This is a genomic window from Rhizobium sp. G21 (assembly GCF_014158035.1).
Classification (GTDB): domain Bacteria; phylum Pseudomonadota; class Alphaproteobacteria; order Rhizobiales; family Rhizobiaceae; genus Rhizobium_E.
Genome location: NZ_JACFXW010000004.1, coordinates 131098 through 156567, shown reverse-complemented (window position 1 = coordinate 156567; position 25470 = coordinate 131098). Strand labels below are relative to the sequence as shown.

Genomic DNA, 25470 nt, shown 5'->3' with positions numbered 1-25470 from the left:
ATCTGCAACGATGAAAAAATCCGTCCGTTTCGCCAATTATCAGTTGCGAATTGAGGGAGCCGTCCAAGGTTTGCGCGGAGCTTGAGGAAATCGGGCTCGACGCGTGGGTAGGTAACTCTGCGTGGTCACCACAGCCCATACGATAGACAGTGATCGTTACCCTATTCTGCTTCGGGATCGCCCTCTTTGGACTTGACGGTCCAAATCATATGAGTCTTGTCACCAACCTCAGCCAAGAGTGATGCGACATTCACAGGGTAGTGATGGTGGGTAATCGACGACGTTGGGTGAAAGTGAGGCGTAAAACTGGTGACCTGTCCATCGTCGCCACAAAAATGATGTGCGGCACCTGGTAGCATTTCCACCTGCAAGGGCACTCTAGCTCTGGGATTGTGATAGACGTTTAGTCCTTCGATCCAGTCTTCCTCATATCCATCCGAATTGACGATAACCTTGAAGAACTTGTTGGTCGTTGCATTCGGGTCGTGATCGACCATCCTACCTTCTCGCACGAGCAAGACCCTTTTAGAGCCGAATTTCCCTAACACGCCCAATCGGTTGAATTTAGCAATGGTTCCAGCATTCGTGCTGACGACTGCGCTTACATTCTCTGAGTCTGGCAATCGAAAAAAGCCTGAAGGAATAACCTTTCCATCGTATTGATGCTGCTCGATTCGACGTGGCGTAATGACTAGCGTGCCGCTATCATTGAGCACTCCTTCGTGTTCGTACCCCCATAAATATCTTTCCAGAGCCGGCTGGGAATGAACCATCGACATAGGCGACGAGAAATCGGCGATCGCAAGAACCAGCGGAGCGTCGGCTACGTGTGGATGAAGCCAGTATTTCTTCCTCAGCTTTGAGAAGAGCGGACTGCCAAACTTAATCGGCATGTAGTCCTTGAGATGGCGCTCCAGTCCCTCCGGCGTGTCGATTGCCGGCGGGGAACGATTCGACCTTCTCGCACTGTCGGTCCGACTGTGACTGCCTCGACGAAGAGCTTTCCGAGGAAGCCGCTACAAGAAAAATCGGGAACATTGTGCTTTCGATCAAGCAGGTAACCGGCCTCGATCAGAAGGGCGAATAGATACAGCTCCCAGATCCGCTGGTCGAATCCGGTGGTTTGGAATTGCTCGACGAAGTTTCCATCAGCATCCTCGTACCACCGCATCATCGGTTCGATAATATCACGTGCGGGCGAATACCCCTCGTTTGTGGTCAATTGGACGAACGATGGGTTGAGGCGGGCAGGTTCGTGTCGATGCGCAAAGAAATCGACGGGTTCGCCGACTTCGTCGCCTTGGTGATGAGCCTCTACCTGTACTCGAGCCGCATTCCGCATGCCATCCACCAGGGCTTCCCTCGCTTCTTCCGAGTGCGCGAAAAAACCTGTCACGTCTACGCCACGAAAGCGGAGATTGCGGTCTCTGGCCATGACTATTCCGCCGAAATCCTCGTCCGTCAGGTCTTTTGTCAGTATGCCGATCACGCTTCCGCCCTCAATCTCAAGATATTCGAGTTCCTCAAGCGTCATCATCGTAGCGGGATGTCGAGCGTACCCTCCAAGCGCGTTGAAGCGCGTCAAAGAGATCGATTTTATTGCGAGCTTTTCCATCCCTCTATATCTGCCACGAAAGCAAGGCTTGAGACAGCCGGGGATTGCAGCGACCCCGAAAGAATCCGAAAGCGGCCGCATCGAAGTGAGTCCGTCGATGCACAAGTTTGAACCGCTCGCTTGGGGCGTTGATAGGTTGCTGTCGAAATCCATGAAGACGCCCTAAAAATCGCCTCCATCATTTGAAAGTATGGTCTTCTTGAAAACATGATATATAGAAGAACCGTCATCAAACTTTAGCCGCGTGAGCGAAATGAGCGACGCCGAAACCGACAACCTCCAACTCAAGGTCCCCTCCACGCTAAAGCGCGAACTTGCGATGGATGCGGCGAAGAAGGGAGTAACGATCCGCACTTTGATACTGAGTGCGTTGTCCGCAGCAGGTTACGAAGTCGCGAGCGAAGAATTGCGGGACAAAAGGAAGGGGCGCTCATGAATCAAGCCGCTGTGTCGTTGAAACGTAGACCACGTAGCCAAGCTCAGTCTCTCAGCTACGGGTCCGTCGTCGATCTGTTTTGTGGAGCCGGCGGGCTCTCCCATGGTTTCAAGCTCGAGGGGTTTGATGTCGTTGCCGGCGTTGACATCGACGAAAAGTGCCGGTTCCCCTTTGAGACGAACAACGACGCCCCCTTCTTGCCGCTTGATGTCGCAAGCATCGACCCCAAGGAGCTGAACGACAGGTTCGTTCCGGGCGTTCCGAGGATCCTCGTCGGTTGTGCGCCTTGCCAACCCTTTTCCAAGTATTCGCAAGGTCGCGAAGACGGCCGCTGGCAACTACTCGAACATTTCTCCCGGCTCATCTGTGAGATAAAACCCGACATCGTGTCAATGGAAAACGTGCCGAGGCTCCAGAAGTTCAAGGACGCGTCGGTGTTTCACGCTTTCGTCCGTGCTCTGCGCAACAACGACTACTTCGTCGATTGGACGGTAGCGTATTGCCCCGACTTCGGGATCCCGCAGTCGCGATCGAGGCTCGTTCTTCTTGCCTCCAGATATGGTCCTCCCGGTGTTCCGACTCCGACACATACGACAGAGCGCTACGTGACCGTCCGCCAGACGATTGGATCGCTGAAACCATTGACGGCCGGCGAGGCCGACGCGGACGATCCTTTGCACCGGTGCAGTGCGCTCTCTTCAACCAACGTGACGCGGATGAAAGCGTCGAAGCCAGGCGGCAGCTGGAGAGACTGGGACGGTGATTTGGTCACTGATTGTCATCGTAAGGAAAGCGGTCAAGGATATTCTTCCGTCTACGGAAGAATGGAATGGGACCAACCCGCGCCGACGATGACGACACAGTTCTTTGGTTTTGGGAACGGCAGGTTCGGCCATCCGGAACAGGATCGTGCAATCTCGCTGAGGGAGGGCGTTGATACAGACGTTCCCCCGGACTACGCGTTCGTTCCCGAGGGTCAAAGGATCGAAATGAAGTCGGTTGGACGCTTGATCGGGAATGCGGTACCAGTCGACCTGGGAAGAGCAATTGCTCGTAGGATTAAGGACCATCTTGAAGAGTGCTCAAAATGAGCTCGGATGCAGAGACGATCGACCCTACGCGACATCGGATTATGGCCTCCGTGGGTCAAAAGGACACCAAGCCGGAAATGATCGTGCGCCGCCTGTTACATTCCATGAATTACAGGTACCGGCTCCATCGGAAGGACTTGCCCGGTCGACCTGACATCGTTTTCGGGAGCAGACGAAAGGCAATCTTCGTCCACGGCTGCTTCTGGCACCGTCATCCCGGATGCAAGAAGGCTTCAGTTCCCGCAACCCGAGCCGATTTTTGGGCAGACAAGTTCACACGCAACGTTGAGCGCGACGCCGAGGTGGAACGAAAGCTCCGAGACCTTGGGTGGGAGACTTTCACTGTCTGGGAATGCGACACGTCGAAACCGCATGCTCTCAGTGAGAGATTGCGAGAGTTTCTAGAGCGCGTAGACGGGACACCAAGCGAAGGTGAACGACCACAATGACAGACGTCGTGTCGTCCACAATCGAGAACCGAGACGGCTACGACGAGCAGGTCGCTGCCGGTGCGAACGAGGTCGCTCTTTTCAAAGCGGATTCGGCACTTCTTAGGGAACTGGGCGAACGCCTTGTTGGCAAGCCATATATCGCTTTGGCTGAGTTGATCAAGAACGCTTACGACGCCGACGCGTCCCGATGCATCGTGGAACTCTCAGCAACGGAAATCAGAGTATCGGATGATGGTCATGGAATGTCGGAAGAGGATTTTCTCGGGTATTGGATGACCATCGGCACCCGCCACAAACAACACGCCGACCGCAGCAGAAAGCTTGGCCGTCGTGTGACTGGGTCCAAAGGTGTGGGTCGCCTTTCGGCGCAATTTCTTGCCCGCCGCATGCAACTGTTATCGACTGCAGTCGGTTCTGCCATGCGCCTCCACGCCTTCGTGGACTGGGAGAGCGCCATCGATAAGGGTAACCTGACGGAGGCTGAGGCGCTCTACCGTATGGAGCCCTCGGACGAGCCGCTGTATCCTAGAGGTTCAACTCACGGGACTGTAGTTCGGCTGCACGATCTCAAACAGAGTTGGGATGCGCAGGAGATACGCGAGCTCGGGCGGCAGATATGGATGCTCAATTCGCCGATCTATCTTTTCGGAAGCAATCGGCGGCAACGAAACGACGCCAATGACTTTCGTATCGTCTTCAAGACGGATTTGCCAGGGATTGACGAGGCGTTTGAGACCCAGCTGACTCAGGCGCTTGAAAACTATCAAGCGATTATCCGCGGAAAGATCGATCGTGAGGAGGGTCGAACGGTTTCTCTGGTGACGGTCGAGTTCGACGACGGCGATAGGCGATCGGAGAAATTCGATTGCCCCGACTATCTGCGTGAGGCCGATTGGGAGATTCGGATTTACAATCTAGCGGGACGTCAGGCCGGCGGCGTATCTGTCACTGACATGCGGGAGTATTTTGAACGCTACGGCGGCGTAACTGTTTTCGACAAGGGGTTTCGTCTTCCTTATTACGGGGCAGAGAATGACTGGCTCGAATTGGAATACGACCACTCCCATCGTCGCAATCGGTCGAAACTGCTTCCGGACCACTTGCATGTGGCTAGGGCGTTGAACGACCTACCGACCCAAGGCCGTATCTTCGGCGTGGTGAACGTGAATACGTCGCGTGAAAATAGTCTGGCGGATGGGAGCCGTAAAGACTCCGGCGAATTTCTCAAAATCCAGGTATCGCGCGACAGGTTGGTGGCCAACAAGGCTTTCGCCGCTTTGAAAGACAGCGTCAGGCAGTCCATCGACTACTACGCGACACTCAAACGTCGCCGAGTTGCCGAAACGATAGAGATCGTTCGTCCTTCCGAGCGCCCCGAATCGAAGTTAAGGCGCATGCGCATGCTGGTGGACGACGTGGTCGCCGCCTATCCGGACGATGAGAACATCGCAGCGCTCGAGAGCGAACTCGACGACGTAGACGCCAGCCTGGAGAGAGTTCGGGAGACCGACGAGGCTTCGCGAGTGATTTTGGGACCCTTGGCTTCAGCCGGGATGGCTGCCTTGGCAATCGAACACGAAACTCGGAAGGAAATGCAGGGGGTTCGCTCGAAGCTTCGCAAGCTGAAGAGGATCGCTGTTGAGAATGACATTCCCGAACTAAGCTCTACGACCGACGAGCTTGTTGCCTGGGTTGATAGGCTAGAGGCCACAAGAAACATCTTCCTGCCACTTCTCGATGCCGAAGACAGAGAGAAAGTAGAGGCGCTCGACAGCGAAGGTGTGGTGCGGGCTGTCGTCGATAACCTCAAACCGCTGCTCGGAAGCGTCGCTATCGGGTTCCGTCTGCAGAGGGGTCTCTATCTACCTGCAGCGGCTTTTTCCGAGTGGAATGCGATACTTCAGAACGTTCTTTTGAATGCGGTGAACGCGACACTCGACAGGGAAAACCCAAAAATAGAGATTTCGTCGTCAATTCATAATCGCTCTGCCCGCTTGCAGATTTCGGACAACGGTGTTGGGGTCGGCGAAAACGCCGACGATATGTTTAAGCCATTTGTCCGAAATTCGAAGATTTCACAGGAGCGGCGGGAATTGGGTATGGGTGGAACCGGATTGGGACTCACTATAGTCGAGATGATCGCAGAGAGCAGGCACTGCTCCGTCGCTTTCGTCACGCCGGAAAGCGACGCATGGAGCACGACCTTCGAACTGAGCTGGAGGGTAGATCGGTAAGATGAGAATTCGTGTTTGTGATGATGTCAAAGACATCGCGGATTCGTGGGTAAAGGATATTTCCGATGCGCTTGATAGCGCCGATGTTGCGCGGATGGACAGCGCAAAGGACGAAATATCTAAGTTGCTCAATAGAAAGATCGCGGTTGAGGAAAAATCAGATCCGCACATCCACTCAACCGAGTTCGACGAAATTGACGTACTAGTTGTCGACTATGACCTCCTCCACCTTGATGGGGCCGGCAGCAGAACCACAGGTGAAGGTGTGGCACGCCTTGCGAGGACCTACTCTACTTGCGGCGCGATCGTGGTGATGAACCAGTACCGAAGTGCCCAGTTCGACCTCGGGATGAGAGGACATCTGGAGAGCTTTGCGGACCTGAACGTTGCGGCGGAGCTGATCGGAAGCACGCCGCTCTGGCGTCCCGTTGAACCTTATGCGGGAACGTTCAATCCCACGATTTGGCGGCCGATGCCTACCTTGCTCTCCGCAGCGCGAAGTCTGGCGGAGTCGCTTTCCGGCGCGGGTTACGACGCGCCGATCTGTGATCTGATCGGCTTGGATCTGGAGGCGGCAACAGAACTTTCCGATACTGCATTCGGCTTCCTGAGCAGTAAAGCGCAAACAGCTGAAGATCTTCGGAAGGTCACGCTCCGCGGATTTCTGACTCAATCGCTTGATCCCAAAATTTCCGAGTCGCTGATCGAAACGATGCCCGACGAGCTCACCAACTATGCGGCATTCCGAATCGCCAAATGGTTGGACCGTGCTGTCTTGAGACCAATGGACGTCCTCATCGACGTTCCGCATCTGATCGATCGACTGCCGTTTGTGATCTTGTCTGACAAGAGCGATGTCGGAGATCCTGAGGCGTGGATCAAGGCGACCCTCGACCCGGAAAACCTACTGGATTGGGACCTGCTGTCCAAATACATCAACGAGCGCGCTTCGAGCGCGCTCGGTCGCCAGGTCTTCAATTGGTACCAGTTGTCACGCGACAGCAAGATTGACGATCTGCAGGACGAATATCTTGAGAAAGAGAATGTTCGCTTCCATCTTGCGGAAGATACATCACGATTCCTGCCGAGCGAAAAGTTGACTCAGTACAGAGCTGACTTCCATAACTTCGGCGACAGGCGCGCGATTGAGAAACTAAGTTCGATCACTTACGGCCCGCAGCGCCGGATGCGTTTCGGCTGAAGCCATGAAGGAGCAGTATGAGGCCGTAATATTGATCCTGGAGCGGCTGAAAACCGAAGGACTGTCGTGGTACCGACGTGCTGCGCGCGATGACGTCGATCTCTTCGAACGCCGAGTTTCTGGAAATTTCGCCGTCTTCGACGGCGGCGAAATTCACCTGATTGGCCGTAAACCGGTTGGGTGCCTTCCGTCGAAAAAGATCTTGATCATGCCGCCCCTTGGACGAGAAAAGGAATCGGTTCTAGGTATGTGGCTGAGATGGAATTTCGCTGCGGATCCCTTTGAATTTCGCCTGTTCCTCGGTCATTGGTCGGAAATCGACGGCTCGAAATCGTTTATCGCATTCCGGTTTGAAGCGCCGGAGCAAGGTGAGGAGCACGACTTCTACCACTGCCAGCCGTGTAGAAATTTCGGTGACAAAGAAAAGGTTCCTCATGCAGTACCAGTATCGGAGCATTTTCCAACCGTTCCAGTCAACGCTTCAAATATTGTCGAATTGACAACATGCGCTATCATGGCCGTCCTGGGCCGAAAGGACACGCGCCGCTTCTTTCAAAAGATGATGCGGGACTCCGGCTTTTCGACGAGCAATTCTATAAGAACCGCTTACGCGAGGTGCTGCAAAGAGGTCTCGGTTGATTTTTCCCGCTTCGCTCCTTTGAAAGACGAAGTTGCGGTAGGGAAGTGATGCCCACGTGCGATAGGTCAGCAAAGATTCAGGGATTCCTGATATGAACTTGCTGGCTATCGCCCTCTAGGGAGCAGTGACAATTCCGGACACTTGGGAAGACTGGAAACTCTACGAGCGATTAGTCGCACGCTTGATGGCAGATCAACTGTCCACGGAATTTTGCGTGACTCCGAACGCTTTAATACGTGGAGCAATCACCGGCATCAAGCGACAGATCGATGTTCTGATCGAAGCGCGACACGACACCGACAACACGCGGCGGATCATCGTCGACGCGAAGCGGCGCAAGCGTAAGATCGACGTTAAGGATGTTGAGAGCTTCCGCGGGATGATGGAAGACGTAGGTGCAACCCACGGCTACCTTGTTTGTCCTCACGGACACACGGAGGCTGCGGAGAAGCGAGCCCAGACTGCGGTCAGTATTCGCTTATTGCCACTCAACCGTCTTGAGGATTTTGACCCAAGAACTTGGCCCCGCTGCTCTCGCCCACGCTGTAGCAACGGACGCGTTTTCTGGGATGGCTATCCGGAGGTGTCGCTAGGCCTTCTAGCTTTCGACGGCACCCCAGCGCGACGCGCATTCGTTCACCATGTCGGGAAGTGCGATCGCTGCGGTGTCTTTCATGTATTGTGCGCAACCTGCGGCGAGATTCTTTGTGTTCCCGCAGACGACGGCACCGACATAGGCCATCGGTGCGCGTGTCGACTGCCGTGGTTCTGGCTCGCGTCTATCGAGGAGGATGAGCGAGGCGCGCAGTCCGCAGAACTTCATCTCGTTACGGGCTTGGGCAATGTCCGAACAGTAAACCGACGATCTCTATCCACGGCGTGATTGCGCGAGAGATCTCAGATGCAGCCTGACCTTTTGGCTCCGTGCAGGCTGGAAAATTTGAGCGGTCATAGCCCCATCCTGGTACGCGCTATCCATGCACTTTTGAGAGCTGAATTCGGTTGGCGGTTGAACATGCGCGTAACCCGCTTTACGCTCGACCTGACGGGGAGCGGGGGTTTATCTTGAGAGGTATATTCGATACCAAGCGGGACTCTGGTTACATGGACGAAATTGCGTTCCGTTACCATTTCCCGCGACAATACCGCGCCGTCGCCGAGACATTGGTCGGCGGCTGGATCATATATCGGGAGCCACAGCGGAATGGTGGTCGCAGGGCATATGTAGCCACCGCGCAAGTTGTCGCTATCGAAGATGACCCTATCAAGCCCGGCCACGCGTTCGCCGTGATGGCGGAATATCAAGAGTTCGACGAACCCGTACCTTTCGTCCGCGATGGACGTTATTGGGAGACGTCACTTTCGTCGTTGAATCCAACACGTGTGGGTGCCTTCCTCCAAGGGAAATCCATTCGTGTCATTCCTGACACCGATTTTGCAGAAATCGTCCGAGCTGGGCTTTCCGAAACACTCGCGGCCGAAAACGCCGTCCGGCTGGAGCTGGATCCCAAGCATGTCGATGGCCCCACACAGGAGCTTCTCGATATTACGCTCGTTGAACAGAAGCGCCGCATTGAGCAGATTTTGTTGAACCGCAAGATTCGGGAAGCCAGCTTTCGGCGCAAGGTCTGCGATGCTTATGACAACCGTTGCGCTATCACCGGACTGCGAATAGTCAACGGCGGGGGCAAATCCGAAGCACAGGCTGCCCACATATGGCCGGTAGCCGACGGCGGTCCGGACGTCGTACAGAACGGCATCGCACTCTCGGCAACGGTGCATTGGCTTTTCGACAGACACCTCATCTCGCTCACCGATGATTACCGGATTCTCGTTTCGCACAACAAAGTACCTTCGGAGCTGCGAACGCTGTTTACGAAACAAATGGACCGGATTCATTTACCTGAGGATGCCCGGCTGTGGCCTCATCAGCCGTATGTCGCGCGGCATCGCGAACGATTCAGTTCGATGTGACGGCTATGCCTTCTTTCGCTTGCGTGAAGAGGGTCGTTCCAAGCAAAAAATAGTGCTTATCTTTCAGCTGCATAGGTCCTTTGCCTTGCCGTCGACGGTTCGATTCCTTTCAAGGCGAAGACACTGGCAAGGCATCTTGCTCAAGCCTATTGCGGGTCAGGCCCAGCGACGGCTTTGCGCCGTCATTCCTGTCATTCACGCGGAATTGCCGAGTACTGTAAGCAGACCATTCGAGTTGTCGGCTCTACGCTCGAATGGAGTTAAGAAGCTGCTACGCGCAAATCGTCGACCTTGGCTTGCAGGCGACTCGACGCTGAGCTCGGCAAAAGCTCCGTCAACCCATCTAAGGCGCTATCGGCCTCGACGTGACCAAGGCGGCACGGCGCCAGCAAGAGCCTGAGGCGTAATTTCATCGAGCGTCAGCGGTGACGGTCGGCGTTCCGCTTCTTGCAACGCCGTGTATCGTGATCAACGGCTTCTATGCCGCCGAGGGGTATGACAGGTTCCGTGGGAAAGACCTGCAGAACGACGGGTCCTAACCTGGCGAAAGATCATATGATAAAGAAAATATTGATCGCATCCTTTGCGATCGCGTCCATCTCCGTTTGTCGAGCAGAGACCACTCAGGGGTCACCGGGCGCCGACCTCATTGTTTTCAATGCGAAGATATTCACTGGTAACGTTGGGCAGCCAGAAGCATCCGCGATCGCTGTTACGAAAGGACGGATTTATGCTGTCGGATCGGATTCAGACGTCCTGAGCCTTAAAAACTCTGAGACAAAAGTGATCGATGCGCACAGCCGGCGCCTCATTCCCGGCATTATCGACGCCCACACCCATGTGCTCAACGATAGCGGCTTTAACTACAACATCCGATGGGATGGCGTGCCTACAATCGACAAAGCGCTCGCAATGTTGAGCGAGCAAGCTTCGCGTACGCCTGACGGACAGTGGGTCAAGGTGATAGGAGGCTGGTCGCCTTACCAGTTCAAGGAAAATCGCCTCCCTACGATGGAAGAACTTGAACAGGCCGTACCCGACAAGCCGTTGATCGTTCAATACGCGTACAACCAGGCCTTCTTGAACAAGCAGGCGATGGAAACCCTCGGCGTCGGGACTGATCGGTTTCCAAACTTGCCCGACACCAAATTCGAGCGGGATGGCGAAGGCAGATATACCGGCGTCGTCTTCGGCAACACCTGGACGTTCGTGGCTCTTGAGACCATGGTGCCGCAGCTCTCCTTCGACGAGGAAGTAAGCTCGTTGACCTCAAGCATCCACGGGTTGAACCGCTTCGGTGTCACCTCGATCATCGATGCTGGCAGCAGGTGGGGATATCCGAAAGCGCAGGCGATGGTGGAGGTTCTCTCACGCGAGAAGCGCCTGAACGTGCGCATGCCCTTCATCGTTCTTCAGCTTGGCGGCGGACCCGGCGTCAGCATGACGGACTTGCAGCTTGAGGCGATCACGAAGACGGCGCCTATCAGCCCAGGACAGAATCTGGATCCATCGCTCGCCCACGGACACGAGTACCGGGGCGCAGGCGAAGTCCTCGAGGCGGAGGTGCATGATCATGAGAACTTCGAGCGTCCAGCCATGATCATTCCGCCCGAGCAAATGCATCGGCTGGTTGACCGGGAAATCAGGAAGCTTGTCCAGAGGCGGATGCCGTTCCGCGAGCATATCAGCTATAACGAGAACATCACGCCCTTCCTCGACGCCCTGGAAGCTCTCAACCGGGAGATCCCTTTCAATGGACTGCGGTGGAGCCTCGAGCATGCAGAGACCATCAGCCCGGAAAATATCGAACGGGTCAAGAAACTGGGCGGAGGGATCGCGCTAGATCACAAAATGGCACTTCATGGCGACGCTTTCATCAAAAGCCATGGACGGGATCAGGCCCTGTGGACGCCGCGTCTGCGCCAGCTTGTCGATAGCGGCATTCCGCTTGCAATGAGCACGGATGCATTTCGTGCCGCCACGTTCAATCCTTGGGTCGGTCTGAGCTGGATGGTCACCGGCAGGTCTGTTTCGGGATCCGAAGTGCTTGCTCCGGAAAACAGGCTTACCCGCGAAGAAGCCCTGAAACTCTTCACCAGGGGAGGCGCTTGGTTCATGAACACGGAGTCGGAGATGGGATTGATTGCTCCTGGCAATCTCGCAGATTTCGCCATCCTAGACCGGGATTACTTCTCGGTTCCGGACGATCAGATCAAGTCAGTCTCGTCGGTGCTCACCGTCATGGACGGCAGGGTCGTTTTCGGTGCACAGGACTACGCCGCCCTTTCGCCGACCCTCCCGCCGATTTTGCCTGATTGGTCGCCGGTGAAATATTTCGGAACATACTACGGCGAGAAATGAGCTTGCAGGTTCCTTTGAATTGCTGACATGGCGGCGCGACGCTTGGAAGGCATTCCCGCAAGGGCTGCACTCACATGACGGACGATGGCAACTTCGCCAGTTCCGGGACGAAGCGATGATCGGGCGGAAACGCGTGCAGCGCCTAGAAGAGCTTTCGCCACGGCACGAAACCACACATTATCAACTCACGGAGATCGATTACATGAAACCCTCTATCAGGCCTTCAGGTGAAGACGCGGCCGCTAGCTCGGCCCGGCTGGAAATTGAAAAGGCGCTCGCGCAATATGAGGCCGCCTTGAATGCTTCGGACACCATGGCCGTCGCTAAAATGTTCGTTGCCGACGCCGTCTTCATGGCGCCGAACAATCCCTCCGCTATCGGCCTGGACGCGATCTGGAAAGCGTATGATGGAATCTTCCAGACGATCACCTTCGACACGGAATTGACTGTGGAGGAAGTTGTGCAGACCGCACCAGAGTGGGCCTTCGTACGCACCAGCTCGAAAGGTTTCGTCACCGTCAAGGCCACCGAACAACGCGTTCCAGACGCCAACCACGAGCTCTTCATTTTCCAGAGGGACGCCAGCAATCAGTGGAAAATAGCCCGCTATTCCTTTGCGACAACCAATCCGCTGCCGCATTGAATTCAAGCTGCGCCATCAACCTCTGAAGTGGCGGCAATAATGCCACCTTGAACCTGGGAGAGCGGCATCAATAAGTGCCGCTTTCGACCAAAGGCTGCTCGTCGTGGTGCGGGCGATCGAAACATTCGGCAAGCATCTCCGTTAGCCTCTTCACTTTTTCCGACGGATAGGGACTGGGCGCCCGCACGACGAAGATACCTGCAGGGGGCACAGGGTATCGGTTCATGACTGCGACCAGCGCTCCTGACGCGATGTGATCCGCGACGAGTGGTTCGGGAAGATAAGCGAGTCCCACCCCTCCACAGCGGCTGCGACAAGTGACAGTGCATTGTCGGCGACGAAGCGTCCGTTGGGGCGCACGGCAGTGATGTCGTCTCCATCCACGAATTTCCAAACCTCTGCCTCCCTCATCACAACGCGATGGTTCGCGATCTCCTGAGGCGTCTGGGGCGCTCCTTCAGCATCGATGTAGCTCGGACTCGCGACGAGCTTACCGAACATGGGGCCGACCCGCTTTGCAACGAGATTGGAATCTGGAAGATGACCTACCCGGATCGCACAGTCGAAGCCTTCTCCCACAAGGTCCACGAAGCGATCAGTGTACGAGGAAAGCACCTGGAGCTTCGGATGTCGCCGCGCAAGGCTGGCGAGAACAGGAGCGAAATGTGTGGGTCCGAACGACAGCGGAGCGGCGATCCTCATTCGCCCCTGCAACTCGCCCGCCCGCGAAACCGCCTCCCGAGCCATGTCAACTTCGGCGCAGATGCGGGCGGCATACGCCCTGAACGTCACTCCGGTTTCGGTAACGACCATGCCGCGCGTCGTTCTCGCGAGCAGTTGCGCGCCGAGATCGGCTTCCAGTTGGGTAATCCGCCGGCTGATTATCGTTTTCGAGATGCCCAGACGGAGCGCGGCGGCGGAGACGCCGCCGGAGTCTGCAACCTCCTGGAAAATCCTCAGATCTTCTATTTCCAAGGCTGAATCCTTTCTTGGCAGGAGACACCGTGGGTTCGATTGGGGTCGGACACGCTCCCTAGGCCCTCCCGAGCACAGCGAAGAGGGACGGCCCTTCGTCCGAAGGCCGTCCGTGGATGAAGATGGCTCAGGCGATCGCGCCGCCATCGGCGGTGAGCGTCGCGCCCGTGATGACGCTCGCTGCGGAGCTGGCCAGGAAAACAACGGCGTTTGCGATCTCCTTTGGCTCGCCAAAGCGCCCGAGCGACGTCAGGCTTCGCTGGAAGTCTGCTGCTGTGCCGTCGGCCGGGTTGGCATCCGTGTCCGTCGCCCCAGGCTGGACCAGGTTTACGGTGATGCCGGACGGCCCAAGCTCACGCGAAAGGCCGCGCGTGAAGGATGTCAGCGCCGCCTTTGACATGGCGTAAGGCGTCACACCGGGAAAGGGCACCCGCTCGCCGAGCGCCGATCCGATCGTGATGATACGGCCGCCGTCCCGCAAATGTGGGATGACCGCCTTTGCAAACAGCACCGGCGCCCGAACGTTGACGTCCATGAGGGTTTGATAGTCGTCCAGGTTCAGATCAGCGATGTTTCCAGAATGCCCGATCGCTGCGTTGTTCACGAGGATGTCCAGCCCGCCGAGCGCGGCCACGGCGTCCTCGACAGCCCGCGCGATCGCCTGCGGATCGGCGCTGTCGGCCTGGATGGCGACGGCGCGGCGGCCGCGGCTTTCAACGGACCGGGCAACCGCCGAAGCCTTCTCGCTCGAACTTTGATAGGTGAACGCCACATCCGCACCATTCTCCGCTAGCGCTTCCACGATGGCCGCGCCGATGCCGCGCGAGCCGCCCGTGACCAAAGCGCGCTTTCCACTCAAATCGATCATTTGCGTCGGTTCCTTTCTTCGTCGTCAGTGGTGAAGTCGGGAGTGCCGCAGCTCCGCGGATGCGCCCGACAGGGTGTCCGGTCTATTTCGTGGCCTAGCGCGGCGGTTGAAGTGGCGATGAATGCGACAGCTTGTTGCGCGGTGGGGAACAGCAACCGCTTTCCATCCCGCCCGTTGCAAGTCGCGCAACATGGCGTTCCCGACAGGGCGCCCTTTCTAGGAAGCGCGGACAACCTACATGTCACCACAGGCTTCTTTGGAGAATGGAGTGAAGATGAAGGCCGCTGTCTACGACAATCCGGGACCACCGTCTGTCCTCAAATACGTTGACCTGCCTGATCCGGTCTGCGGGCCGGACGAAGTCGTCATAAGGGTGGAAGCGATATCCATCGAAGGCGGAGATTTGATTAATCGAAGATCGACGTCCCAGGTACCCCGGTGGGTGGTCGGATATGCAGCGGCCGGCACGGTCGTCAGTTTAGGCAGGGACGTGACCACCCGTGCCGTTGGCGACAAGGTCGCTGCCTTCAGCATGCAAGGATCGCATGCTGAACTCTGGGCAGTCGCTGCTTCGCGAACGTGGCCGATTCCGGCGGGCCTGGACATCGCGAAAGCCGCCGTGCTGCCCATCTCGTTCGGCTCCGCCTATCACAGCGTGGTCACCCGAGGAGGTGTCGGGGAGGGCGAAACCGTCCTCATCCACGCCGCGGCTGGAGGGGTGGGGCTGGCGGCGGTACAGCTCGCCAAGCGGGCAGGGGCGACCGTGATCGCGGTGGCTAGCGGGAGCGAAAGGCAGGCTCGTCTGATCGAACTCGGCGCCACCTTCGTCGTCGATCGCCTTCAGAATGACGTCGTAGGAGAAGCGCGCCGACTGACCAATGGGAAGGGCGTCGATCTGGTCATCGACCCGGTCGGCTCCACATTGCAAGCTTCGCTTTCCGCGCTCGCACCGGAAGGGCGTCTCGTCTTCCTTGGCAATGCTGGCGGCGGAAAGCTCGATGCCGATCTATGGCAGCCGATGCAGAACAATCTGACGCTGCACGGGGTATTTATGGGATCCATCTTCGAACGGCCTTCGGTGCACGGCAGCGTCGACGATCTCCTTGCTGCCGCCGCAGCCGGAAAGATCGACGTCGTGATCGACCGATCTTTCGCGCTCGACGACGCTGCGCGCGCGCACGAGTACGCCGAAACGGCCAAGCCCCTCGGGCGGGTCGTGATCACCCCCATGAACAGAGAAAGTAGGGCCACCGTATGATCAAGCGGGTTTCGTTCAGGAACAGAGATATCGAGGTCGTCGGCAATATCCACCTGCCGCCCGACTTCGATGAGGGTGGCAGATATCCCGCGATCGTCCTTTCGACGCCGGGGAGCAGCGTCAAGGAACAGATCGGCGCCGTCTACGCCGAAAGGCTCTCCGCATGCGGCTTCATAGCCCTCACGTTCGATCCGTCATACCAGGGCGAGAGCGGGGGCCAACCACGCGATCTCGAGGATCCTGCCGTTCGTGTCGAAGACATTCACTGCGCGGTCGATCATCTGACGACACTACCCTACATCGACGAGGCGCGGATCGGGCTTCTCGGGATTTGCGCAGGCGGCGGCTACGCGGTCAAGGCAGCCCAGACCGAGCGGCGCTTCAAGGCGGTGGGAACGGTCGTTGCCAACGACATCGGCGAAGCGATGCGCCGGCTGCTTCCCGACTTCCGTCAGACCCTCCGGGACGTCGCGGCAGAGCGCACCGCGCAGGCCCGCGGGGCCGCGCCCCGGAGAGATCCTTGGATCCCTGATAGCCTTGCCGACGCCAAGGCCGCGGGAATAACCGATCCCGAGCTGCTGGAGGCGGTCACGTTCTACCGGAAGTCGGAGTATCGGCATCCGAATTCGACGAACCGCCTGCTCTTCGTCAGCTATGGGGACCTGTTGGGTTTCGATGCGTTCAGCCTAGTGCCCGAACTGTTCACCCAGCCGCTGCAGGTGATCGTCGGCGGGCGTCGCGGTCCGACCGGACAATACGAGGCGGGTAGGCGTCTCTTCGAACTTTCTCCGTCGAACGCGAAGCACTTCTTCGAAGTCGAAGGCGCCGGTCACTATGATATGTACTACAAACCGGAATATGTCGGCCCGGCGGTCGCAAGGCTGTCCGAGTTCTTTTCACAGCACCTTGCGCCATAGGATTCGGCGGGCTTCTATGACGATCCGGTATCGTAGCACTCGATCAGCATCTCTGTCAGCACGCGAACCTTCTTGGCAGGATGCTGTCCAGGAGGCCTGACCACGAAGATGCCCGCGGTGGGAGGCGGATAATTCGTCATTACCTCGACGAGGGCGCCGGAGGCGATGTGTTGGTCCGTTAGACCGTTGGGAAGCCTGGCGATGCCTAGCCCTTCCAGCGCGGCAGCGAGCAATGCTACTGCGTTGTCGGCCTTGAAGCGGCCTTGCGGGCGAATGTTGAGCACTTCATCGCCATCAGTGACCGGCCACAATTCCGTTCCCACCATCAGCGCCTCATGCTTGAGCAGTTCGTCCGGCGTCTTGGGCGAGCCATTCCGGGTGACGTAGTCGGGGCTGGCGACGAACTTTGCGTAAAGAGGTCCGACGCGCCTCGCCACAAGATTGGAATCCGGCAGGTAGCCGATCCGGATCGCACAGTCGAACCCCTCGGTGATGAGGTCGACGAAACGGTCGGTGTAGCACGACGTGACATGGAGGTGCGGGTGCCGGCGCGCCATCTGAGACAGGACAGGAGCGAGGTGGGTCGGCCCAAACGACAGAGGGGCGGCGACCCTGATGCGCCCGCGAAGTTCGCCCGCCGGCAAGATCGTCTCGCGGGCCGCATCGATCTCCGCCGAGATCCTCGCCGCATAATCTCGGAACGTCGCGCCTTCCTCGGTCAGCGCGATGCCTCGGGTTGTTCGCGCGACGAGCTGAACGCCCAACTCTGCCTCGAGACGAGCGATACGCCGGCTCACCATCGATTTGGAGACGCCAAGCCGTTGAGCGGCGGGTGTCACCCCTCCTGCGTCGGCGACTTCCACAAAGGTCCTGAGATCGTCGATCTCCATCTTGCGTTCCCCTCTCTGCAACACAGCTCGCGTTTTCGAGGGCTACCGCATCAGGACCGGCACTGACAAGGTTTTCGTCGATCGCATCGTCATGAAGCGGTCGGACGGTTTTGCTGAAGCTGAAGCACCGATATAGCATGACCTTCTTACCACTAGGGCACCGAAGGCTAGTGCTTGAGCACAAGCGGGTTTATTACAGAGAGCTGGGGCGCCTGCGTGTCCTGCTCCTAATCATCAATGATTATCGATTGAAGAAGAGGACGAGACATATGAGCTGGAACCCTGCGATCGAACCAGGATGCCCTGATGAGGTCGGCGTAGAGGCGATCGAGACGTTGATCGTTCCGCGCGCCCGCGATCTTGGCGGCTTCGAAGTCCGACGCGCACTGCCCGCGCCGAACCGACAGATGGTCGGCCCGTTCATATTCTTCGATCAAGCCGGTCCCGCCGAACTCCTGACCGGACAGGGCGTGGATGTTCGACCGCATCCGCATATCGGTCTCGGCACCGTGACCTACCTCTATGAAGGTGACTTCCATCATCGTGACAGCACTGGTGCCGATCAAATTATCAGGCCAGGCGAGTTGAACTGGATGGTCGCAGGAAAAGGCGTATCGCACTCGGAGCGTACGAGCGCGGCTGCAAGGAGCGGCCCGAACAGCCTGTTTGGAATACAGACCTGGCTCGCCCTGCCTGACGGCCACGAGGACGTGGCGCCTTCTTTCGAGCACCACGGCAGGAACGCGCTTCCGATGATTCAAGACAAAGGCGTCTCGGCGCGCCTGATCCTGGGAAACGCCTACGGCGAGCATGCTCCCGCCAAAATGTTCTCGGAGACCTTTTACGCCGACGTCAAGCTCGATCCGCTCGCACGTCTGCCCATGCCCGATGAACATGAAGACCGGGCGATCTACGTCATCGAAGGTTCAATTTCGGTCGCCGGACAGGAATTCGGCACTATGCAGATGATGGTGTTCCGTCCCGGAGACAGGATAACCGTTGCGGCCGGCGAACGCGGCGCCCGGATTATGATACTCGGAGGCGCAACGTTCTCTGGACCAAGATACATCTGGTGGAACTTCGTCGCCTCATCGATGGAACGTATCGAAGAAGCCAAGGCGGAATGGCGAGCCGGAAGGTGGGGCGAGGGCCGTTTCGACCTTCCTGCTGACGACCGCGGTGAGTTCATACCCTTGCCCGATTGATGCCTCAGGTAAGCAGGGACGCGGGAGCTTGACCCAACGTCATGTAACGACGGACGCTAATTTGTGAGAGAGACTCATGTCGACGACAATGGACGAGCTGCGTCAGGCGGACGAGGAGTTGTTCCGCGCCGTTGACAACGCGATTGATCACGCCGTTCGTGCTGCCGGCGCCAAGCTCCGGTCCCTCGGCGTGCCTGCTTCGCCGCACGACTACTTCAGCGATGCAGCACTTCGCCATTTGTTCATGCGTCTGTGCGGAGCCGACGTGCGAACATATAAGAATGGCGATGCTGATGTCGCGTGGAAGATCCTGTATGCGGGCCGCCACGTCGCTCGGAAATGGGAACGGGAGCAAGGCGGGCCAGCGTCTGTGCGAAAGAAGAGCGAACGCGCTGAAGATATCGCAAAGGATCACAGCGAAGGCCAGCAGTTGGCGAAATCGGCGGAATCCTTTGCCCTGAGATCCGTTCTTCGTGCCCTGATGGAGCACGCGCGTGCCACTGATCCCCAGATAGACGCTCGGCTACAGGCCGCGGTGGATGAACGCGCTTCCGACCTGGGCGACGGCTCCGAGGCAGCGCAAGCCTTTATCGAATCTGCGCAAAACTACCTGGCGCTCTTCACCAAATGACCGGCTGACGACAGTCGATGCCGCCGAAAGAAAGAGGCATGACAAGATACAATCCCGCCCGATTCCATGGATAGGGACATCGCCACCGTCATTGAGCGTGCCGACAAGACGTTGGCCGAAGCCATCTTCGCCGCCCTGCAGGATGCGAGAGATCAGGCCGCACTAGGGATGGCGGCTATAGGACACGAGGAAGCGACGCCCGCGCTGGAATTCTTCGCAGCGGTCGTTCATCAGCGGATGTATTGCCTGATGTTCGGCGCCGATTCGGACACGTTCGCTGGAGGTAATCCCGATATTGCATACTACGTCATCCGCAACAGTCAGAACATTGCCAGGCACTACTGGTCGGCGGAGATCGACGTTTATCCTGCGAACTTCAAAGTCCCATAGGTCACCGCATGAGACCGCTTCCAAGACATCGGCCGCATGTCCGCTTCGGGGCCGAAAGGGGACGTCGGCTATAATGTAAGCGGCGTCTACTTTTCAATTCAACCTCGTGGCAGCAGACCTCCCGCTCGCGGCCCCATACCGGACATTCGAGAGCAAGTGGTTGGCCGGGTTAGAAAAATTCAATGCGAATGTAGCCATTGAATGAAAGGGTCGGCGGTTCGGCTCCATTCAAGAGCCTAAGCCCAGAGCTCAATGTGAATATTGATCAGAAAGATGACGCCGTGCGTGTGACCTTGAGGTGGTGAACGAGATCACGCCGAGGCCGGCAAGCGAGGGTGATCGACGCCTGCATCTCTAGACGCGGCGCCGCTGGTTCCCACTGAACATGCCGCCTCGGTAAACCTCCGCTGCAGGATCCATCGAGAACAGCAAGACTTCTGATTCAGCCCATGCGGTGAGATTGTCATAGGCAGCTGTCGAAAATGCGCTTTCCCCTTCCGATATGACCTCGCCCGCGATGTAGATCTTTCCACTGTAAACGTAGAGCAAGGTATTTCTTCCGGTTTCCTCGGCGGGCAGCCGCATTTGGACGCCTTCGGCGATGTGGGCGTCAAAGACGCGGACGTCAGATCTGACCTTCAACGGTGCAGCGCTCGGTCCGGCGATGAGTCGCCAGTGATCGACGCTGTGTTCCTCCGGGAACTCATGGAACTGTACCATCGACTCCAGATCGGGAGCGTTCGGTCGCAGAAATATCTGCAGCGCGCGCACTGGACGATTTCCGAGCATCAGCTCTTCATGCTGGAAGGTATGCCCGGCGTTCATCATCATGAAATGCGTCTTGTCGAGCGTCTTCTCGTTCCCGACAGTGTCGCGATGAAGCATCTCGCCGCCGCGAATGTAAGTCAGGATTTCGTCGTCCTTGTGCGGGTGCATACCGATGAGATGACCCGGCTGAGCCTGAGCGCGGTCGATCCTGCCGATCGGGCCGATCCCGCTATCGTCCGAGGTCAGTGTCAATCCGGGATAGAGGATCTCGACGCCGAAGCCTTGGGCGAAGTCGCCGCGTGTCCGGCCCGCGGGAATCCTGGTGATGGTCATTATGTTTCTCCTTTCATCCGTGCGCGGGCTCTATGGCCCGCGCCGAACGGCCCAGTTGTCGAGCTCAATGGTAGTTCAGGATGCCGACCAGCTTCTGACCGAGTGGGCTTGTCCAGTCCACGGCAAGCTCGGAAATGATCTGGTCGACGGTGGTAATGATCGCGCCGGCCTTCTCCATGCGGCGCAGGGCGATATCGTCACCGTATTTGGTGTAGGACGCGGATGCGTCCGCTGACACCTGGACCTCGTAGCCTTCGTCGAGCATCTGCAGCACGGGGAAGGTGACGCAGATCTCGGTCGTGACGCCGGCAACAAACAGCTTCTTGCGACCGGTCGCTTTGACCGCCTTATTGAAGCCGTCGTGGTGCATGGCGTTGACGATGCCAGGACGCTTGATGCGGGCTTCGAACGATTCCGGCAGAATGGTCTCGAGTTCCGGCAGCAGCGGTCCCTGGATCTGATTTTCCATGCTGGAGGTCAGGATCGTCGGGATATTGGCAGCCTTGGCGATGCGGGCGAGCTTCAGTGCGTTCTGCTTGACCAGATTAATGTCGTGCGAGTGCGTCCAGGCCATGGTGCCGATCTGGTGGTCGATCAGCAGCATTGCGGAATTCTCGGGGTGAATACGTCCTTATGCATTGTCGTGTTCCTTTTCTTTGCTCGGCGGCTGTTGGTGAAGTTCGTTTCGGTCCGCTCGATGTTTGGAATTTAGCGTTGCGATCAGCGGCACGGTAGCTCTATGGTTGGCCACTCTGTAGAACGAAAAATGGAACACTGGAATGATCAGCTTCGAGGACATGCAGACCTTCGTCGAGGTGGCGGATGGCGGCGGAATCACGGTCGCCGCACGGCGTCTCGGCTTGCCGAAGTCGATCGTCAGCCGACGGCTCGTCCGGCTTGAGAGCGAGCTTGGCGTCCAGCTTCTGGCCAGGACGACTAGAGGTGCCTCTCTCACCGAAGCTGGCGTCTCTTTCCGCGAGCATGCCGCCCGCATGTGTCTTGAAATGGACGTTGCGCGCGAGGAGATGCTTCCGACCGGAGAGCTGCGGGGACGCCTTCGCGTGGCGGTTCCCTCGTCTTTCGGTCCTGGGCACTTCGCCCCGGCACTGGCCGAGCTTGCTCGCCTGCATCCGCTGCTTCAACTTCACGCGCATTACAGCGACCGGTATGTCGATCTTGTCGCGGAGGGCTTTGACTGCGGCATCCGCGTTGGCTACCTGCAGGATTCGAACCTGACCGCGCGCAAGATCGGCGCCTTCTCGGCCGGCCTGTTCGCGAACCCGGAATACTTGCGTATCCAGGGCGTTCCGCAGAAGCCCTCGGACCTGCTCGAACATCAGGCCATCCTGCAGGGGACCGAAAGCTGGAAGGTTTCCGACGGCACCCGGACGGTGGTCGTCAACGGTCAGGGACGGTTCAAGGCCGACAGCGCTGCGGGCATCGCCGAAGGGACGGCGGCGGGCCTAGGGGTCGCGGCGCTGCCTGTCGTCATTGCGCAGAGCTACGTGGAAGCCGGAACTCTCGTGGCGATCATGACGGACTACAGCCTGCCGGAGATCGGTGTCTACATCGTGCGCCCGCCGGGGTCACACGTGTCGAGGAAGGTCCGGGTTCTGATCGACTTCTTTGTCGAGAGGTTCTCCGCAAACGGAGGTGCTGGCCAGAGCAACGAAGGCTAGTATTACGTGGCCGAGCGCCGCTCCTGGAACGCCACACCCCAGTCACGCATAGCCATCAGCACGGGTGCCAGAGTCTGCCCGAAGGGCGTCAGAGAATATTCGACGCGGGGCGGAACCTCCGCGAAGACTTCGCGGTCGACGATCCCGTCGGCTTCGAGCTCGCGGAGCTGCATCGTCAGCGAGCGCTGGCTCGGGTCGCCGACAAGGCGGCGCAACTCGCCAAACCGTCGCGGCCCGTCCAGCAGCCGATAAATGATCATCGGCTTCCATTTTCCACCCGTAACGTCGACGGTTGTTTCGACGGGGCACTTCTGGCCAGCAGTCATTGCGTGCTCCAATAGTGTACTTTCTATCCCTATAGGCAGATCTGTTGCCTACTTGCAAGTTTGCCTGTATCGCTCCTAGTTGAAAGCAGTTATATTCAGAGGTGCGTCATGCGAGCTGCTTTCTACGACCGACAAGGATCTGCAAAGGAGGTGCTGTTCGTCGGCGAGCTACCCGATCCGCAACCGGGAGCCGGAGAGGTTCGGGTAAGGGTGGTCGCGTCAGGCATCAATCCCTCCGACATCAAGACGAGGACTGGATTCGGTGGAAAGGCAATGCCGTTCCCACGGATCGTGCCGCATCAGGACGGCGCGGGCATCATCGATGCCGTCGGTCCCGGCGTGCCTCCGTCGCGCGTCGGCGAGCGGGTCTGGATCTATATGGCGCAGTGGGGTAGGGCGTTCGGTACTGCGGCGCAATTTGTCGTCGTGCCGTCCGTTCAAGCCGTAAAGCTTTCCAACAACGTGCCGTTTGAGACCGGCGCCTCGCTCGGCGTTCCAGCGATGACCGCGCATCGATGCCTCTTCGCCGACGGAGACCTGCGCGGCAAGCGAGTCCTCGTCCAAGGAGGAGCAGGCGCCGTCGGCAATGCAGCGATCCTTCTTGCGAAGTGGGCGGGGGCATGGGTGGCGGCGACGGTGAGCCGTGAGCTGCAAGCGCAGGTCGCGCGTGCGGCGGGCGCCGATCTTGTCGTCAACAGGCGCAAGGAAAATGTCGCTGCGGCCGTCCGATCAGCCACCGGCGGCAATGGCGTCGATCGCATCGTCGACGTCGATATCTCCGCCAACATCGACGTAGCAATCGCCTGTCTAGCCGGCGACGGTGTCGTGTCGGCCTATTCGACGGAATCGCCAGATGCGAAGCTGACGATCCCGTTCTTCCCGGCGCTAATGGGCGGCTTCTCGTTCCGTTTCGTCTACGTCTATACCATGCCGGAAATCGCGATGAGGCAGGCAGCCGATGAGGTTTCGGCCTGCGCCGCATCGGGGGCATATGCTCCGCCAATCGCGAAGACATATGCGCTTGACGAGGTGGCCGAGGCACACGAGTTGCAGGAGAGCGGCACGGCCATTGGAAAGATCATCGTCCGAATTCAGAACCCGTGACGCGGCCTGCTCAATCTCACCTCATCAGGCGATGACTGCCCTCGGCTCCAGGAAAGCCTCAAGGCCGAACACGCCATACTCGCGACCGATACCCGACTGCTTGAAGCCGCCGAAAGGAGCGAGCGGCTCGTGCGGGGCGCCATTGATGACCACGCGGCCGCACTCGAGGCGATCCGCAATCGCCTGCATGCGTGCGACATTCGTGCCATGCAGATAGGCCTGAAGCCCATATGGCGTGTCGTTGGCGATCGCCACGGCTTCGTCCTCGTCTCGATAGGAGATGACCGACAGGACCGGCCCGAAAATCTCTTCGCGCGCGATGCGCATCTGGTTGTTGACATCAGTGAATATGGTCGGCTTCGTGAACCAGCCGCGCTCCAATCCGGCAGGTCTTCCCAGACCGCCCGCTAGCAGGCTGGCGCCTTCTCGCATCCCCAGCTCGATATAGGACTGCACGCGCTCGTACTGCTTGCGGCTAACCATCGGTCCGATCATCGCATCCGGGTCGTCTGGCGCACCGACCTTGAACGTCTCGATCTCCTGCTTCAGCCTGGCCAAAACGTCGTCGAGCCGATGGCTCGGAACCAGGATGCGAGTGCCGGCGATGCAGGCCTGGCCGCTGTTAATGAAGCCCATCCTCAAGACGGCGGGGATAGCTGCATCCAGATCGGCGTCATCGAGAATGATGTTCGGTCCCTTGCCGCCAAGCTCAAGCGTCACGCGCTTGAAGGTGCCAGCGGCATTGCGCATGATTTCCCTGCCAACCGCGGTGGAGCCGGTGAAGGTCACCTTCGCGATGTCCGGATGCCGGCTGAGTTCCGCGCCGACGACATTGCCGAGCCCGTTGACGATGTTGAATACACCCTTCGGTAAACCCGCTTCATGAAGGCACTCGGTGAGGATCTGCGTCTGTATCGCGCTCATCTCGCTGGGCTTGATGACGATGGTCGTGCCGGCGGCGATGGCGGTTGCGAGCTTCGAGGTGATGAAGCCGATATTGCTGTTCCACGGCGTGATGGCGGCGGTGACCCCGACCGACTGCATGACGACGCGGGCCCGGCCCATCTGTCGCTCGAAGTCGTAATCCTCCAGCACCTTCGCCATGCTCAGAAAGCTTGAAGCAGCATGGGGAATAGCGAACCGGGTGAAGGTCTGAGGAGCACCATATTCGAGTGCCATCGCTTGCGTTAGATCGGAGGTGTGTGCCGCGACGGCTGCGTTCAAACGCTTAAGCATCTCGATCCGCTCGACCTTCGTCGTCAGTGAGAACGCCGGGAAGGCCCGTTTCGCGGCGGCGATAGCCTCACGCGCATCTTCGAGGCCGCCAAGTCTGACCGTGCCGATCTTTTCCTCTGTCGACGGATTGTAGAGATCAGCGGTCTCCGATCCCTTCGGTGTGACGAAGCTTCCATCGATATACGCCTTGTCGATGTTGAACATCTCAAACTCCTTTTGGCTGTTCCGTCATATCTGGCACTT

The 25470-nt window shown here is 58.2% G+C and carries 24 protein-coding genes and 2 pseudogenes; 17 read left to right on the top strand and 9 right to left on the bottom strand.

All coding sequences use genetic code 11. The features are described 5' to 3' along the window. Positions 1 to 161: 161 nt before the first annotated feature. Together H2O14_RS26400 and H2O14_RS26395 are read right to left on the bottom strand one after the other, a co-directional pair. Positions 162 to 893, bottom strand: a complete 732-nt coding sequence (locus tag H2O14_RS26400) for a hypothetical protein (RefSeq protein WP_182830264.1) — start codon at positions 891 to 893, stop codon at positions 162 to 164. Then, complete coding sequence (locus H2O14_RS26395) at positions 854 to 1615, bottom strand: hypothetical protein (RefSeq protein ID WP_182830263.1); 762 nt, start codon at positions 1613 to 1615, stop codon at positions 854 to 856. Before H2O14_RS26395 ends, H2O14_RS26400 begins: the two co-directional genes overlap by 40 nt. 253 nt (positions 1616 to 1868) lie before the next feature. Between H2O14_RS26395 and H2O14_RS26390 the strand changes: the two genes are divergently transcribed. From H2O14_RS26390 to H2O14_RS26345, 10 genes are all read left to right on the top strand, one after another. Next, positions 1869 to 2051 carry a hypothetical protein gene (locus H2O14_RS26390; RefSeq protein WP_182830262.1) on the top strand — a complete coding sequence of 61 codons (183 nt, stop codon included), beginning with the start codon at positions 1869 to 1871 and terminating at the stop codon, positions 2049 to 2051. Continuing rightward, positions 2048 to 3142: a DNA cytosine methyltransferase gene (locus H2O14_RS26385; protein ID WP_182830261.1), complete on the top strand. Its 1095-nt coding sequence runs from the start codon at positions 2048 to 2050 to the stop codon at positions 3140 to 3142. Before H2O14_RS26390 ends, H2O14_RS26385 begins: the two co-directional genes overlap by 4 nt. Continuing rightward, positions 3139 to 3591, top strand: a complete 453-nt coding sequence (locus H2O14_RS26380) for a very short patch repair endonuclease (RefSeq protein ID WP_182830260.1) — start codon at positions 3139 to 3141, stop codon at positions 3589 to 3591. The genes H2O14_RS26385 and H2O14_RS26380 overlap by 4 nt, the downstream gene beginning before the upstream one ends. Beyond that, positions 3588 to 5828: an ATP-binding protein gene (locus H2O14_RS26375; RefSeq protein WP_182830259.1), complete on the top strand. Its 2241-nt coding sequence runs from the start codon at positions 3588 to 3590 to the stop codon at positions 5826 to 5828. Before H2O14_RS26380 ends, H2O14_RS26375 begins: the two co-directional genes overlap by 4 nt. A gap of 1 nt (position 5829) precedes the next feature. Further along, positions 5830 to 7029, top strand: a complete 1200-nt coding sequence (locus tag H2O14_RS26370) for a hypothetical protein (RefSeq protein WP_182830258.1) — start codon at positions 5830 to 5832, stop codon at positions 7027 to 7029. Between the two features lie 4 nt (positions 7030 to 7033). Beyond that, a complete protein-coding gene (locus tag H2O14_RS26365; RefSeq protein WP_182830257.1) occupies positions 7034 to 7717 on the top strand; it encodes a hypothetical protein in 684 nt (227 codons plus the stop codon). Positions 7718 to 7853: 136 nt separating this feature from the next. After that, the gene (locus H2O14_RS29695; protein ID WP_409526988.1) at positions 7854 to 8552 is read left to right on the top strand and encodes a restriction endonuclease; all 699 of its coding nucleotides are present in this window, start codon (positions 7854 to 7856) and stop codon (positions 8550 to 8552) included. A 221-nt stretch (positions 8553 to 8773) separates the two neighbouring features. Then, the gene (locus tag H2O14_RS26355; protein WP_246697853.1) at positions 8774 to 9643 is read left to right on the top strand and encodes an HNH endonuclease; all 870 of its coding nucleotides are present in this window, start codon (positions 8774 to 8776) and stop codon (positions 9641 to 9643) included. Between the two features lie 555 nt (positions 9644 to 10198). Beyond that, positions 10199 to 12004 (top strand): amidohydrolase, encoded by a 1806-nt coding sequence (locus H2O14_RS26350; RefSeq protein ID WP_182830254.1) that lies wholly within the window; start codon positions 10199 to 10201, stop codon positions 12002 to 12004. 202 nt (positions 12005 to 12206) lie between these two features. Further along, positions 12207 to 12647 (top strand): YybH family protein, encoded by a 441-nt coding sequence (locus tag H2O14_RS26345; RefSeq protein ID WP_210275632.1) that lies wholly within the window; start codon positions 12207 to 12209, stop codon positions 12645 to 12647. Between the two features lie 67 nt (positions 12648 to 12714). On the opposite strand, the pseudogene H2O14_RS26340 reads toward H2O14_RS26345, so the two are convergent. Beyond that, a pseudogene (locus H2O14_RS26340) lies at positions 12715 to 13622 on the bottom strand (LysR family transcriptional regulator). A gap of 127 nt (positions 13623 to 13749) precedes the next feature. Then, positions 13750 to 14490: an SDR family NAD(P)-dependent oxidoreductase gene (locus H2O14_RS26335; RefSeq protein WP_182830252.1), complete on the bottom strand. Its 741-nt coding sequence runs from the start codon at positions 14488 to 14490 to the stop codon at positions 13750 to 13752. Positions 14491 to 14764: 274 nt separating this feature from the next. On the opposite strand from H2O14_RS26335, the gene H2O14_RS26330 reads away from it, so the two are divergent. Both H2O14_RS26330 and H2O14_RS26325 read left to right on the top strand, forming a co-directional pair. After that, positions 14765 to 15748: a zinc-binding alcohol dehydrogenase family protein gene (locus tag H2O14_RS26330; RefSeq protein WP_182830298.1), complete on the top strand. Its 984-nt coding sequence runs from the start codon at positions 14765 to 14767 to the stop codon at positions 15746 to 15748. Beyond that, complete coding sequence (locus tag H2O14_RS26325; protein WP_182830251.1) at positions 15745 to 16665, top strand: alpha/beta hydrolase; 921 nt, start codon at positions 15745 to 15747, stop codon at positions 16663 to 16665. Before H2O14_RS26330 ends, H2O14_RS26325 begins: the two co-directional genes overlap by 4 nt. Positions 16666 to 16679: 14 nt before the next feature. Here H2O14_RS26325 and H2O14_RS26320 read toward each other — a convergent pair whose 3' ends face one another. Beyond that, positions 16680 to 17555 carry a LysR family transcriptional regulator gene (locus H2O14_RS26320; protein ID WP_182830250.1) on the bottom strand — a complete coding sequence of 292 codons (876 nt, stop codon included), beginning with the start codon at positions 17553 to 17555 and terminating at the stop codon, positions 16680 to 16682. Positions 17556 to 17824: 269 nt separating this feature from the next. Between H2O14_RS26320 and H2O14_RS26315 the strand changes: the two genes are divergently transcribed. The 3 genes from H2O14_RS26315 to H2O14_RS26305 all read left to right on the top strand — a co-directional run bounded on the left by H2O14_RS26315 (position 17825) and on the right by H2O14_RS26305 (position 19781). Next, positions 17825 to 18760, top strand: coding sequence for a pirin family protein (locus H2O14_RS26315; RefSeq protein ID WP_182830249.1), 936 nt, complete (start codon positions 17825 to 17827; stop codon positions 18758 to 18760). Between the two features lie 76 nt (positions 18761 to 18836). Beyond that, complete coding sequence (locus H2O14_RS26310; protein ID WP_182830248.1) at positions 18837 to 19391, top strand: hypothetical protein; 555 nt, start codon at positions 18837 to 18839, stop codon at positions 19389 to 19391. A 66-nt stretch (positions 19392 to 19457) separates the two neighbouring features. After that, on the top strand, positions 19458 to 19781 hold the full coding sequence (locus H2O14_RS26305) for a hypothetical protein (protein WP_182830247.1): 324 nt from the start codon (positions 19458 to 19460) through the stop codon (positions 19779 to 19781). 354 nt (positions 19782 to 20135) lie between these two features. Here H2O14_RS26305 and H2O14_RS26300 read toward each other — a convergent pair whose 3' ends face one another. Then, positions 20136 to 20882 carry a pirin family protein gene (locus H2O14_RS26300; RefSeq protein WP_182830246.1) on the bottom strand — a complete coding sequence of 249 codons (747 nt, stop codon included), beginning with the start codon at positions 20880 to 20882 and terminating at the stop codon, positions 20136 to 20138. A gap of 64 nt (positions 20883 to 20946) precedes the next feature. Continuing rightward, positions 20947 to 21521: pseudogene (locus H2O14_RS26295) on the bottom strand (isochorismatase family protein). 140 nt (positions 21522 to 21661) lie between these two features. Between H2O14_RS26295 and H2O14_RS26290 the strand changes: the two are divergent. Next, positions 21662 to 22561 carry a LysR family transcriptional regulator gene (locus H2O14_RS26290; RefSeq protein ID WP_182830244.1) on the top strand — a complete coding sequence of 300 codons (900 nt, stop codon included), beginning with the start codon at positions 21662 to 21664 and terminating at the stop codon, positions 22559 to 22561. A 2-nt stretch (positions 22562 to 22563) separates the two neighbouring features. Here H2O14_RS26290 and H2O14_RS26285 read toward each other — a convergent pair whose 3' ends face one another. Further along, on the bottom strand, positions 22564 to 22887 hold the full coding sequence (locus H2O14_RS26285; RefSeq protein WP_182830243.1) for a helix-turn-helix domain-containing protein: 324 nt from the start codon (positions 22885 to 22887) through the stop codon (positions 22564 to 22566). Positions 22888 to 23037: 150 nt separating this feature from the next. Between H2O14_RS26285 and H2O14_RS26280 the strand changes: the two genes are divergently transcribed. Beyond that, on the top strand, positions 23038 to 23991 hold the full coding sequence (locus tag H2O14_RS26280; protein ID WP_312858743.1) for an NADPH:quinone reductase: 954 nt from the start codon (positions 23038 to 23040) through the stop codon (positions 23989 to 23991). A 24-nt stretch (positions 23992 to 24015) separates the two neighbouring features. On the opposite strand, the gene H2O14_RS26275 is transcribed toward H2O14_RS26280, so the two are convergent. After that, complete coding sequence (locus tag H2O14_RS26275; protein ID WP_182830241.1) at positions 24016 to 25431, bottom strand: aldehyde dehydrogenase family protein; 1416 nt, start codon at positions 25429 to 25431, stop codon at positions 24016 to 24018. Positions 25432 to 25470: the final 39 nt, after the last annotated feature.

Excerpts from the sequence above, each read along its gene's own strand:
- H2O14_RS26400 (WP_182830264.1), bottom strand. The coding sequence starts at position 893 with ATGCCGATTAAGTTTGGCAGTCCGCTCTTCTCAAAGCTGAGGAAGAAA.
- H2O14_RS26395 (WP_182830263.1), bottom strand. The coding sequence starts at position 1,615 with ATGGAAAAGCTCGCAATAAAATCGATCTCTTTGACGCGCTTCAACGCG.
- H2O14_RS26390 (WP_182830262.1), top strand. The coding sequence starts at position 1,869 with ATGAGCGACGCCGAAACCGACAACCTCCAACTCAAGGTCCCCTCCACG.
- H2O14_RS26385 (WP_182830261.1), top strand. The coding sequence starts at position 2,048 with ATGAATCAAGCCGCTGTGTCGTTGAAACGTAGACCACGTAGCCAAGCT.
- H2O14_RS26380 (WP_182830260.1), top strand. The coding sequence starts at position 3,139 with ATGAGCTCGGATGCAGAGACGATCGACCCTACGCGACATCGGATTATG.
- H2O14_RS26375 (WP_182830259.1), top strand. The coding sequence starts at position 3,588 with ATGACAGACGTCGTGTCGTCCACAATCGAGAACCGAGACGGCTACGAC.
- H2O14_RS26370 (WP_182830258.1), top strand. The coding sequence starts at position 5,830 with ATGAGAATTCGTGTTTGTGATGATGTCAAAGACATCGCGGATTCGTGG.
- H2O14_RS26365 (WP_182830257.1), top strand. The coding sequence starts at position 7,034 with ATGAAGGAGCAGTATGAGGCCGTAATATTGATCCTGGAGCGGCTGAAA.
- H2O14_RS29695 (WP_409526988.1), top strand. The coding sequence starts at position 7,854 with ATGGCAGATCAACTGTCCACGGAATTTTGCGTGACTCCGAACGCTTTA.
- H2O14_RS26355 (WP_246697853.1), top strand. The coding sequence starts at position 8,774 with ATGGACGAAATTGCGTTCCGTTACCATTTCCCGCGACAATACCGCGCC.
- H2O14_RS26350 (WP_182830254.1), top strand. The coding sequence starts at position 10,199 with ATGATAAAGAAAATATTGATCGCATCCTTTGCGATCGCGTCCATCTCC.
- H2O14_RS26345 (WP_210275632.1), top strand. The coding sequence starts at position 12,207 with ATGAAACCCTCTATCAGGCCTTCAGGTGAAGACGCGGCCGCTAGCTCG.
- H2O14_RS26335 (WP_182830252.1), bottom strand. The coding sequence starts at position 14,490 with ATGATCGATTTGAGTGGAAAGCGCGCTTTGGTCACGGGCGGCTCGCGC.
- H2O14_RS26330 (WP_182830298.1), top strand. The coding sequence starts at position 14,765 with ATGAAGGCCGCTGTCTACGACAATCCGGGACCACCGTCTGTCCTCAAA.
- H2O14_RS26325 (WP_182830251.1), top strand. The coding sequence starts at position 15,745 with ATGATCAAGCGGGTTTCGTTCAGGAACAGAGATATCGAGGTCGTCGGC.
- H2O14_RS26320 (WP_182830250.1), bottom strand. The coding sequence starts at position 17,555 with ATGGAGATCGACGATCTCAGGACCTTTGTGGAAGTCGCCGACGCAGGA.
- H2O14_RS26315 (WP_182830249.1), top strand. The coding sequence starts at position 17,825 with ATGAGCTGGAACCCTGCGATCGAACCAGGATGCCCTGATGAGGTCGGC.
- H2O14_RS26310 (WP_182830248.1), top strand. The coding sequence starts at position 18,837 with ATGTCGACGACAATGGACGAGCTGCGTCAGGCGGACGAGGAGTTGTTC.
- H2O14_RS26305 (WP_182830247.1), top strand. The coding sequence starts at position 19,458 with ATGGATAGGGACATCGCCACCGTCATTGAGCGTGCCGACAAGACGTTG.
- H2O14_RS26300 (WP_182830246.1), bottom strand. The coding sequence starts at position 20,882 with ATGACCATCACCAGGATTCCCGCGGGCCGGACACGCGGCGACTTCGCC.
- H2O14_RS26290 (WP_182830244.1), top strand. The coding sequence starts at position 21,662 with ATGATCAGCTTCGAGGACATGCAGACCTTCGTCGAGGTGGCGGATGGC.
- H2O14_RS26285 (WP_182830243.1), bottom strand. The coding sequence starts at position 22,887 with ATGACTGCTGGCCAGAAGTGCCCCGTCGAAACAACCGTCGACGTTACG.
- H2O14_RS26275 (WP_182830241.1), bottom strand. The coding sequence starts at position 25,431 with ATGTTCAACATCGACAAGGCGTATATCGATGGAAGCTTCGTCACACCG.